This is a genomic window from Vagococcus sp. QWL-13 (assembly GCF_058683555.1).
In genome coordinates, this window is the sequence record NZ_CM178746.1 from 1,655,674 (window position 1) to 1,668,043 (window position 12,370).

Below are 12,370 nucleotides of genomic sequence, written 5' to 3' on the forward strand. Positions count from 1 at the left end.
TTTATTCCAAAGCAAGTTCGACATATTTAGAAGAGACAAAACTGTTGACTTCTTTTTCATCAGGCACCCGCTTTATTGACCCCTGTTCTTTTAAGAAAACCGCTGTATCTAAAAAAACTTCGTGAAATTTCCCTAGTTTATCAGATGTGCCCAAATAGCTGTCGCTGGCTTGTTCTTCAAGTGTGAGCCATTCTGTCGCTTTCATCTGATTCAATGCATCATCTTCAGAAATTTCAAGTGCTTCTGCTGCTGCTCGAGCCGCCTCCCCGGGTTCATTTTTATAAAGGGTAACAGCTTCATTCAGTGCCAATAAGTAATCTCGAACTAATTCAGGATATTTTTCCGCAAAATCTTTATGAACTAAATCAATATTGGCTGTCATATAGCCTTTTTCAGCCAACTGTCGACTATCAATTAGCACATTGCCTGTTTCTTTGATTTTACTCAACGTAGGCTCCCATGTGTATGCTCCGTCTATGTCCCCACGTTCCCATGCGGCAACGATCTCAGCCGTCTCCATATCCAGAAGCGTGACATCTTTTTCAATACCAGCTTCTTCAAGCGCCTTTAGCAAACTCAAATGGGAAGTAGAACTGAAAGGTGTAGCAACTTTTTTCCCTTTCAAATCTTTGACTAGGGTTCCTTCAAAATCTTTTTGAACGACTAATGCTTCGTTTTCACCTAGCACTTCATGAATCCAAATCAACTCTACCGGCAATTCAGTTGCACAAGCGACGACGCCATTAGTATAGCCCATCTCAGCAAAATCTATGCTCCCGGAAGCAAAAGCCTGATTTGCTGCTACACCAGAGTCAAAAAACATAAATTTTGTTTTGATGCCTTTATCGTCGAAATATTTCTTGAAAAAACCTTCTTGTATGGCTACTTGTTTATCATTTGGCACCCGAATAATCCCAATCCTTACCTCCTTGGGCATTGCACCACTCTCTGTATTTTGTTCTTTATTTTTTCCACAGGCAGCAAGTCCACTGCTCAGTAAAACAAGCAGACTAGCCATTAAAAAAAATTTGTTTTTCAACTTCATCTACTCTTTTCCTTTCCAAAAAACAACTTTTTTCTCTATTTTTTTTAGCATATAATCAATTCCCAGACCAGTAATCCCCATGATGATAATACCGACAAACATGACATCACTTTTTAAATATCTGGATGCGTCAATAACCATCCAGCCGATTCCAGAAGTAGCGGCGATCATCTCAGCCGAAACTAGCGTTGTATAAGCAACCCCCACCGCTGTTCTAAGACCGGTAAAAATTTCGGGCAGACAGCTGGGCAAAACAATCGTAAAGAAAACATCTTTTTTATTTGCTCCTAGAGATTCCGCACTTAACAAATAATCCGGATTGATATTCCCAACAGCCGACACACAAGCAAGATAAATCGGCGCGAATGCAGCCAAGAAGAGCAGTGTCACCTTTGATGATTCGTCTATCCCCAACCATAAGATCAACAGCGTATAATATGCCAGAGGCGGCAGAGGCCGATAGAATTGAACTATGGAATCTACCACTCCTCTAACCCGAACAAAATAACCGCTTAGTAGACCGATTGGAATTGCGGTTATGATAGCCAAAGAAGAAGAAAACAGCAGTCTCGACAGGCTGACTCCGGCATGTTTCCAGAAAGATATCCCGTTATATCCATTTTTCAAAATATCAAAAAAAGTTATGACTACTTCTGATGGGGAAGGCACCAGACTTGAAGAAATTAACCCAGTCTCTGTTGTGATAAACCACACAAAAATAATCGCTGCCCATGTTCCGATAGCATAATATCGAGTGTTGATTTCTTTATTCTTTTCCATTATATCCCAACTTTATCTTATAATGTCAAAAAGGCATAAGATATTAAACGATTCTTATGCCCTTCTTCTTTTAATGATTACAGCAAATCGAAACGGTAGTTAGTAACCACAGGTTGACGTCCGGTCACTTGATCATTGTAATATTCATACATACACAAGCCCAAGAATGATCCCATCAGATTGTGGACATTGTCAAATCCACGCATCTGTAAAGCTTTCACCATGTTGTAACTACGTTGGCTGGATAAGCAATGAACATAGACAGGCTGGTCTTTTGGAATTTCCTCCAAACGATTTCTGAATTCGCTAAACGGAATATTTACAGCATTGATCATATGTCCTTCAGCATATTCATCCGGTTCACGACCGTCAATGATAAATGCATCAGATTCGATCAGTCCTCTGATCTCAGTCACTGGCACTTGCTTGTATTCCCCGTTTAAAATATTTAAACCAACTAGGGCAGCCATGTTTACAGCATCTTTGGCTGTTCCAAACATTGGTGAATAGGAAAGTTCTAATTCTTTCAAATCTTCCAGATTACCGTTCATAGTAATCATTGTTGCGATGATGTCTATCCGTTTATCCACGTTTCCTTCACCCATGCACTGGGCTCCTAAAATCTGGCCCGATGGATATGCAAAAATCAGTTTAAAGTAAATCGGACGTGCATTGGGCATCAACCCAACTTTATCTTTTGGAATGACATATGACGTGCGGTAGTCGATACCTTCTTTTTTACAATCTTTTTCATTCAATCCAGTCGAGGCAGCGTTCATCTCAAAACACTGGATAACAGAAGAGCCAATTACACCGGTGTTGCGATAGTTTTTCCCGTACATATGATCCGCAGCGGCCCTAGCCTGTCTCTGAGCTGGACCAGCCAAAGTCAGACGAGTAGGTTTTCTCGTAATCAAATTCGTTGTTTCAATCGCATCTCCAACAGCATAAATATGCGGTTCAGATGTCAAATAATGGTGGTTGACCTTGATGCCTCCAGTTTCTCCGATTTCTAAACCTGCTGCTTTGGCAAGAGTCAACTCTGGTTTTACCCCAATAGCCATGATTACCGTCTGAGCAGGAATCTCTTTTCCGGAAGCCAAGATGACACTACCTTTTTTAATTTCAGCAATAGCATCCTCCAAAACCAGATTTACTCCATTATCCAAAATCTCTTTATGAAGAATTTGTGCCATGTCATAGTCAAAAGGTTCCATGACTTGATCTGACGCTTCAATCAAACTGACATCTTTTCCAGCTATTTTTAGATTTTCTGCCACTTCGATGCCGATAAAACCGGCACCAGCCACCACTACATCTTGAACATCATGTTGATCAATGTAGCGTTTGATTTGATCGATATCTGGAACATTCCTTACTGAAAAAACATGTTCCGAATGAATGCCTTTGATACTTTCAGGAAGCACGGGATTGGCTCCCGGGGATAACACAAGCTCATCATAGGCTTCCACAGTTTCTTCACCTGACAGAAGATTTTTTACAACGATTGTTTTTTCCTTAGGATTTATTGCAATCACTTCATGATTAACACGAGCATCAATGTTATACTGTTTGTCAAAAACCTCAGGTGTCATCAAAACTAAATTTTCAGACTCCTCCACGATGCCGCTCAAATGAAATGGCAAAGCACAATTTGAGAAAGAAACAAAAGGTCCTCTTTCAAACATTACGATTTCAGCAAATTCATCGATCCTTCTGATTCTCGCAGCTGCAGAAGCACCTCCTGCCACTCCGCCAATAATTAAAATTCTTTTTCCCATGATGGATGCCTCCTATATTTTTTTAAAATCTTTTTTAAACACTTTACCTTAAACTAATCAAGATTTACTGTTTTTGCAAGTTTGTTTCCAAGAATTCCTCCAGTAACAAGTGCAATCAGGAAAATCCAGCCAGATAGTGAAAACTGGGCAATTGGAGAATACAAAGCACCCACATTACAGCCATTTGATAGACGAGTACCAAAGCCCATCAATAATCCTCCCAGTGAATAGAAAACCAATCCGTTGATTTTCAATCTTGGAAAAGATTTGACAGTCTCCATAAATTGTCCAGAAGTCAAAAGGAAAATTAGCGTTCCCAACATGATACCGATATTTTGAACCGTTACGCCATTTGCCAAGAAAGGAGCTGTAAAAGTTTCAGGGGCCTGATGAGTAAAATTAGCCAGAGAATCTGCTGAAACACCAAAGACATTCAGCAACTTACCAACCCAGATACCATAAGGCGTCGAAGCTCCCCACCCGCTTTTAGTTACTGCCATCAGAACAACAAATAGAATGGTTAACATAAATGCACCTTGCTGTAATGTCCAAGGCTTAGTCAATACGTAGTTTACCGTAGATTCATTCGATGCTGAGAAGCTTTCCACATCCAATGTCTCTTTTTTATCTTGCACTCTCTCAGAAGGAACTCCTGTATAAGTTCCCTTTTTGATACGAGACTGTTCATATCGATAAGATAAGTAAATCACGATGGCAGCAAAAATCATCGTCAACGCGATAGCTCCTAAATAGCCATTCAAACCGTCCCATTTAAACCAGTCCGGTAGAAAAACTCCTTGGGAAAACAGCTTGCCAGTTTCTGAAGTGAATAGAGAATCAGTGACCCAAGCTTGTGTGCTTTGAAGCGGAAAACCGACAAAAACTCCAATACCAAAGAAAAGCAAAGTAACCCCTGCCCTTGGCAAATCAGTTACGATGTCAGTCATCACCCCAGAAGCACAACAAGATGAAAGGGCCATCCCAATTCCGAACAAAATCCCGCCAAGGATTAGTCCTAAATTAATCGGATTGATCCATAATCCGTACGCAGTGATATCTTCTGCAAATACTAGAAAAGCAGCAGTTGCGATTGATGTGATAACAAACATAAACATCAACGTGCGCATCAATTTAGTAGAACCTGTCCTGTAAGCTCTGTTCACACTCCCTGCAAATCCAGTATAAGATCTGGATAAGGTATAACCAAAAACAAGTCCGATGATCAATCTAAAATACAGCATATTTGATGGCAAAATTTTCAAACCGACCGTTAATAGAACAAAAAATAAAATAAATCCAAAAATTCTTTCCTTAAGTTTCATAAATTTTCTCCTTTGTGAATTTTCTAACTAGCACATTATAACATCAAGAACAAATTTATTAAAGCTCCCATTAAAAGTTGATTAAATTTACAAAATGAACATTACGAAAACATGTTTTTGTTTAATGCGAATTAAGTCCCAGCAAAATAAAGCTGCTTATTTTCTAATGATTTTATTAAAAAAGATAGAAAACAAAAAATAAAAAAATTTTGACTGAATCTTACTCATTCGCTGAACTTCACAAACTGCAAGCTCTATCTTTTTTAAATAACCAAGAAGTCTTTATATCAGAAAGTTAAGACTACCTTGGGAAACAGCTTGAAATCATACTAATAACTCGTTTTGTCAGATAAATTTAAAATAAAAAAGGCAGAGGTACACGAGTCCTCTGCCTTTTATTAATTCCGACTGGAACTTCTTTCATGCTACAGGCTTAACCTTGGATTGCACTAGAGAAGTTTAATTTTTTTCAATATAAAATAAATGATAAGTGAAATCATTACCATAATCCCCAAAAGGATATAGTAACCGTTGGGATTTTGAAGTTCAGGCATGTTCTCAAAATTCATGCCGTAAATGCCAGTCAAAACCGTAATCGGTGTGGCGAAAACTGTGAAAACTGTCAGTTTATTGATGACATCGTTGGTTCGGGTGCTGACGGCACTGTCGTAAATTTCCAAGAGATGACCACAAGTTTCATACAGATTTGAAGAAAACTCGTACAAACGATTGATGGCAACATCCAAAGTATTCACAACTTTCATTTCTTTGTCAGAAATCAAATTATTGATATTCAAAACCAAATCATCTCCAACATACAGCAACAACCTCATATATTTTTTCACTTTAAAGCAGTTGTTCTTTTTCTCCACTATTTCTTCCATCCCATGAACTTTGTCGCTTATGATGATTTCATTTTCAATTTCAGCTAAAATTTCCTCATACACATACAAGCTGTCGAACATTTCGCTGAATAAAGCATCTAAAAAACTGACATATAAGCGGCTGACATCATTTGTCTGAACAGATGGAAGAAAATCATCTAGAAAATCCTGCAGAAGATGGCTTTCTTCTGAAAGTGATAAAATTAAATAGTTTTTGCCAAAAACAAGAGAAAAAGTTTCAAACTCAAATCTGCCTCCAAGTGTTTGAAAGTAAATCAAATTTAAATAATCATGATCTTCCTGAGCATCAAATCGGATAAATGTGTCGGCACGTTTCATCAGATTGTCGGAAAACGCATGGATACCCAGCTGGACAGCTATTTCTTCTACCTGGTTCTCTTTTACAATCACAAAACAGGGCTCATCGGCGATTCTTTTACCGAATGTCTGACTATTTTCTTCAAGCAGATTATATATTTTCATAGGACCCAAACCTTCCTCCCAGATTTTATCGTCTTTATTTTATCATATTTCACAAAAAGAATAACTTGCAAAAATTTGTTTGACGTCAAATGTCCGGAAGAAATCATATGAATTGCTTCTGCTAGCTCTTAGTCTCATTTGATAGTCTTTTTTTAAGGATTAAAGCAATAATAATAATCACGAACATCAGTAGACTCGTTAAAATAACCGCTTGCTGCAAAATTTTATCCTCCTCAGTCTTCTCCTTGACAGGTTTTATTTTCTCTCTTTCTTCTGGAACATATTTCGTTCTGCTGCCTCTTACCAAAAGCCTATGAGAATTGATACCGTAAGGAGTACACGTAATCAATGTCAAGTAGTCTTCCCCGGTTTTAGTTGCCAAGTATTTTAAATTATCGGGAGTGACTACTTTGATTTGGTCAACTTTGTAAGCTAAAATTTTCCCCAAAACATGAACGTAAAATAAATCATCTTTTTTCAAAACAGGCAAGTCCGTAAACATTTTTGAATGGGCCAAACCGCTGTGTCCGGTCAGTACGCTGTGATTTCCTTTTCCACCTACAGGCAAAGACGTTCCTTCCATATGTCCCAAACCTTTTTGCAACACACTTTCACTGGTTCCATGATAAACGGGCAATTTGACTGAAATTTTAGGTATGTCAATCAGCGCCATGGTATTATCGGGAAAATTTAATACCTGCTGATAATCTTTAGGCAACGCCATACCGCTGCCGACGATAAAAGGGTCTTTCACAGGGTCTCCTTTTAAATTCTGATTATAAGTTACAGCTTTTTGCCACTCCTCTTTTATTCTTGCATCCTCTTCCGCATTTATTTGCTTTTCGTAATCCAGGGTTTGAGTCGATACTTTTTTATTATACAGTTCCTTACTTAATATGGGATATAGTAAAAATCCCAATCCCGCAAAAATCAACAAAAATGTAAGCAGCCATCGTTTCATATCGTTCACTCCTAAAAATTAAAGACTGAAAATTGATAAACAATGTTCAGTCTTTAAGCTGTATCCATTCCTTATGATATTTTTTTCTTCTTGTTGGAAAAAATACCAAAAATGATTCCAACACCGATAATGACGACTCCCGCCACAGAAAAAATCAACGCAGCTGTACTACCGGTTTTTGGCAACAATCCTTTTTTGCTGTTTTTTATTTGGGACTTAATCGTAAATGTAGGAGCGTCCCCTGAAGAACTGGCGTGATCAAAAGATACTTGTACAGGATCATCTAATAAGTGATACCCTGCCGGCGCTTTTGTCTCAACCAGCCAATAGCTTAGATAGTCAGTAATGGTCTCTGCACCTTGCTGGTCAATCACAGAGCGATAATCCTCGATTCCTTTGAACTGGGCAAAGCCATTCCCATCTGTCTTAACAATCCAGTCAAATGCTTGGGCATAGCCATCCTCGCCAACGTCGATAATCTTGCCGTTACTATCTTTTTTCAGGTAGTTGCCATCTTTAGCATTTTTGGGGGAGGTGGCTAATTGAAATTCTGCCCCTTCAAGTTTCTTATTATCTCTGGCACTCAATTTTTCAATTTGGATTACAGCAGTATGGATATCTACCGATGTCGTTTCTATATTGATTGTCTGACCATTTTTATTGACAAAATTAACCGAGGCCTTGTTCCCTACCACCAGCTGTTCTTCTGCATCTAACGTTTGATTTACTTGAACATCAAATGACAAAATAACAAACTTGTTGTGTGATAATTTCTCCCGGCCGGCTGCTGTAAAATCAACTGAAAAATTTGATACAGTGTCTAGGGTGTAATCTTGCCCTGCTATCAGCTGAGTACCTGGCATCATCTCTCCTTCTTTTGTATCAGAAGTGTAGACTGTTACACTGCCTGTTTGCAATGTTAAAGCACTATGCAACTTATCAATAATCGAAAAAGCAATATTATCATCAATGGTTGGGTTACTATCGTGAATCCCTGCAGGTACTTTAGTATTGATCCGATATGACATGATACCTCCAATCCGATTGGCCAATGAGGTTTGTGCGATTTTTTCAGATGACATTCCTTCATTTTTAGGATAAACATGAACATCTGTCAGCCAATCTGAACCGTTGGGATCGGTCATTGGGACATGCACAATAAATGGCGCAATTGGATTTAAGATCATTTCTTCTCCATCAACTTCTACAGAGGAGATGATCCGTTCAACCACTATGTAAGCTCCTTGTGCCAGATTTGCAGCAAATGCAGTCCCTTCTCCGTCTGTAACGATAGAAGACGATGACACTAAATCATAGGTCACTCCTTCATCTGTGACGGTCAACATGGTTTCATCAACAATCAGACTTTTACCTTCTGGATAAGTCCCATCGATTGGTTCAACCTTATACAAATCAAAAACAATATCAGCGAGCGGAACTGCCGACTCAGGCAGCTCATTCATAGGGATTGCTTCTCCATCGTTAGGGAGACCGGCTAAATCAGCATCTGACATATAATACTTATGGATGTAGAGATTTCCGGTTTCAGGGGGCACACCAGCTGCTTCAGCAGTCGTTAAAAAGCTGCCAAACGAACTTAGTGATACTATCAATGTCATAATCAGTGCTATAAATTTTATAATTTTGTTTTTTTTGTTTTCCATATTTTTTCCTCTTCTCTTTTAATTCAACAATTTTCAACCCAGCATTATTTTTTAAATTTTGGTTCGGCAAAGATGAAATACACTCCCCCTATTCCTAAAAATATTACACCTGCAACAACAGCAACCAAAGCACCGAGACTTCCTGTCTTGGGCAATACCGTTGTGGGATAATTAGGTAACTTTAAAACTTTTTCTCCTTCCTGTTCTTCAACCATAAATGCAGGTGGCAGCTTGTCACCTAGTGCTTCTATGTGTATCCGCTCATCAATATTCTCTTTGTACGGATCGTACTGAATCTTCCAATGTCCTAAAGGCAACTCATAGCCCGAGTGAGTCTGAGTTTCTGCTAATAAATAATCTCCTTTTTCCAAATTATCAAAGTGCACTTCCCCTTTTGCATCGCTTACAGCTTCTCCCGTAAATTGCCAACATCCAGTAAGGGGGGCGCCTTCAAACTTCCCATGCACATGCTCCATGTTCTCATCCAAACATTGATACAAAGTGAATACGACATTTTCCATAGGCTGATATGTTTCAGTCACTTTATAAAATACTAAAGGGAATAAAGGTTTAGCTTTATTGGGAAGCGTCAGGGACAATTTGTTAGCTGCATTCCCTTCTGCTAATGTTACTTCTATTGGTTTCCCATCAAGTTTCGCTGTACCATCATTCAAAATCTCGATCAGCAGTGCTTCTGATATTTTTTCAAAATTTTCAGGAGCTTCTATCTCCGTCAATGTGTACGTTCCCGGTGACAAATTTTGAAAAGTAAAATAATCCAGCTCTTGATTATCAGCCGGCAACGTTATATTGGTATCCGGGCCTGTTAGTTGGAAGACTGCTCCCTTTAACTGCACACCACTTTCATCCGTTTTTTGAACTTCCAAATTGAAAGGTTTCAGACGATTAAGGTGTTGCAAAGTCCAAAAAGGCGCATTTGGCTCAAGATTATTTCCTGAGTAGATAATCTCCCCATATTTAGTCAAAGAAAATTCATAGTCTCCTGTGACAGTATCGTAACCAACAGGCCCTTGTGTTTCTTTCATCCGGTAATCTCCTGACTCAAATAAAGTAAAGGAAGCTGCCCCATTATGGTCTGAGACTTTTTCCTCCATCAAGTCATAAATTCCGCTCAGGTTTTTCTTTTCCAGTTGAAAAACAGCACCTGGCAGATTTAATACCACATCGTCCCTTCTATCAGCATATTTTTTTATTCCAATTGAAACCGGCGAAAATTTATTTTCAACGGTTAAATGCACAGTGTCATTTTCAACTGCCACACTTTTTCCATCAATAATTACGTTGCCGTTTCCGTCTATGCTGATTTGCCAAGAAGCCTTGTTAGGCAACAAATGACCCTCTGGAGCTTTTATCTCTGTTAATACATATTTTTTCCCAAGAGTCATGCGGAAATTTTCCGGTAGTGTGTATGTGCCGTCCTCATTGTCCGCTAATGTCACTCGATTCTTGCCATCCGTAGATTCTAGAATAAATTCAGCTCCGGCAAGTAAATCATCTTGTTCATTGACTTTGGTGATAATCAGATTGGTTCCCATGTACGCACGTGTGAAAAATACTCCCTGACTTTGCCCGCCGATGGGATTTCCGGCAGAAGGACCTGTCCCGCTGGTAAATCCCCAGTAAACATTGTGAGGATCTGCTACATCATTTCTCAAGTTATAATTTAAAGAAAAAGAGGCCCCTCCTACTGAACCGTACAACGTACCATGACCGTAATTGCCAGCAGGATTCCAATTGTAAACAACTTTTTTCCATCCCCCGTCTGCGATTGGAGCGAGTATTGTCCCAGTTAACAAGACAGTATGTTTGCTGACCATATCATTACTGCTGCTGGTTCGGATAGCCACATGTCCTGCATGATTCCAAGTAGGAGTTCTATGATTAATGAGTTCAAAATCGCCATCTTGTAAGGATTGATCTTGATTGCTCCAAGAGTTGTAGTAAGTATCAAATTCTAAAACATGGGCACGACCTAACCCGTTACCGTATGCTCCAATGGACGAACCGCCTCTTCCCACGTGTTCGGTGTTACCATTTCTAAATACCAAAGTAATCCCGTCTGCAACAGTTTGCCATTGAGAAGCATCGCCAAGATACGCATAAAATTCAAGACGAAAAGGATCGTCAAGATTTATCTTTCTTTTGCTCCAAGCCTGTCCAGAAAAACTTGCTCTATTAGGACCAGTCAAATCAATGACATACTCTCCCGGAATATCGTGATAAATGGTTGAGCCGGAAAAATTATAAAACTCCGACATGTCAATGGGTGTGACACCGTATGGTAAATTAGGATATCCTGCTACCGCTGCAAAACTTTTTGTAAAAGGTGTTTCCACGATTAAAATTACTATCATTAAAATCAAACTCAAAAATATTTTTTTGAATTGATTCACCCTTTTCCACCTCCCCAGTTCTCATCTTATTTTAATATTGTGAATCAAAATTTTAAACTTGCCGCTAAATCTGTTTTAGCTGACTGTGATGAAAACACAATATTTTAAAAATATAGTTTTTATAGAATTATTTTTATAACACACAAATCATTATTATCGATATAAAAATATTTTTCGCCAGCAAAAATTTACCTTTGAATAAATTCTATAAAAGCCGGTATTTTTTACCTTGATAGATTATATTATAGGTTTATTTTTTAAACAACCATCTTGTTTATCTTTTTTTAGGAGAAATTAAAAAACGATAAAAATAATTTACATATTGTTTTTTGGTGTTTTTTATCTAATTATATTTCACTAAAAAACAAAAATTATCTTTCTAAAAGCATTATTTAATATTTATTACATTATTAGAATTTTCTAATTTAACCTGTTCTAAAAATTGTTTTTTACAATTTCAACGTACCTTAAAATTTCAAAAGTCTTTTCTAGAAGAATATTGTAAAAGTTTTTCAAAATTTAAATATTTACATATTTTCTAAAAAAGTATTTTAGAATAAACCATTTTAAATTATTTTTTCTTAACTAATCTTCAGCAAAAATAAAAAACTCCTTTATCAACTTTTTTTAAAGTTGATAAGGGAGTTTCAAAATCCTATCATTATTTTATTAAATCAACAACTGATGTTAACTAACTACTATCTAATCCCCAATGCAATTCTCGCATATCGACTCATTCTATCAGTCGTCCATGCAGGATACCAAACCAGTTTCACATCTGTTTTCTTGATTTCAGGTATGCTGGACAGTGCTTCGTGGATTTCTTCCGTAATCACATCAGCTAATGGACACCCCATCGTTGTCAATGTCATTTTTATTGTGCACAAGCCCTCTTCATCTAATTCCACTTCATAAATAAGACCTAAATTGACGATATCAATGCCAAGCTCAGGGTCGATGACTGTCTCTAAACAGGCTAAAATCCTTTCCTTTACATCCTCAACTTGTTTATCTACTTTATTTTCTTCAGACATTT

The 12,370-nt window shown here is 38.0% G+C and carries 9 protein-coding genes; all 9 read right to left on the bottom strand.

Translation table 11 applies throughout. The features are described from left to right. Window position 1: 1 nt before the first annotated feature. The gene (locus tag AC4PHI_RS07700; RefSeq protein ID WP_492199335.1) at window positions 2-1,045 is read right to left on the bottom strand and encodes a taurine ABC transporter substrate-binding protein; all 1,044 of its coding nucleotides are present in this window, start codon (window positions 1,043-1,045) and stop codon (window positions 2-4) included. Continuing rightward, window positions 1,046-1,825: an ABC transporter permease gene (locus AC4PHI_RS07705; protein WP_492199336.1), complete on the bottom strand. Its 780-nt coding sequence runs from the start codon at window positions 1,823-1,825 to the stop codon at window positions 1,046-1,048. Window positions 1,826-1,902: 77 nt separating this feature from the next. After that, window positions 1,903-3,606, bottom strand: coding sequence for an FAD-dependent oxidoreductase (locus AC4PHI_RS07710; RefSeq protein ID WP_492199337.1), 1,704 nt, complete (start codon window positions 3,604-3,606; stop codon window positions 1,903-1,905). Between the two features lie 53 nt (window positions 3,607-3,659). Then, on the bottom strand, window positions 3,660-4,928 hold the full coding sequence (locus AC4PHI_RS07715; protein ID WP_492199338.1) for a YeeE/YedE family protein: 1,269 nt from the start codon (window positions 4,926-4,928) through the stop codon (window positions 3,660-3,662). Window positions 4,929-5,377: 449 nt separating this feature from the next. Continuing rightward, the gene (locus AC4PHI_RS07720) at window positions 5,378-6,295 is read right to left on the bottom strand and encodes a magnesium transporter CorA family protein (protein WP_492199339.1); all 918 of its coding nucleotides are present in this window, start codon (window positions 6,293-6,295) and stop codon (window positions 5,378-5,380) included. A gap of 121 nt (window positions 6,296-6,416) precedes the next feature. Next, complete coding sequence (locus AC4PHI_RS07725) at window positions 6,417-7,256, bottom strand: class C sortase (protein ID WP_492199340.1); 840 nt, start codon at window positions 7,254-7,256, stop codon at window positions 6,417-6,419. 71 nt (window positions 7,257-7,327) lie between these two features. Continuing rightward, window positions 7,328-8,920: a SpaH/EbpB family LPXTG-anchored major pilin gene (locus tag AC4PHI_RS07730; protein WP_492199341.1), complete on the bottom strand. Its 1,593-nt coding sequence runs from the start codon at window positions 8,918-8,920 to the stop codon at window positions 7,328-7,330. A 44-nt stretch (window positions 8,921-8,964) separates the two neighbouring features. Next, the gene (locus AC4PHI_RS07735; RefSeq protein WP_492199342.1) at window positions 8,965-11,334 is read right to left on the bottom strand and encodes a SpaA isopeptide-forming pilin-related protein; all 2,370 of its coding nucleotides are present in this window, start codon (window positions 11,332-11,334) and stop codon (window positions 8,965-8,967) included. A gap of 698 nt (window positions 11,335-12,032) precedes the next feature. After that, a complete protein-coding gene (locus AC4PHI_RS07740) occupies window positions 12,033-12,368 on the bottom strand; it encodes a metal-sulfur cluster assembly factor (protein ID WP_492199343.1) in 336 nt (111 codons plus the stop codon). Window positions 12,369-12,370 lie beyond the last annotated feature (2 nt).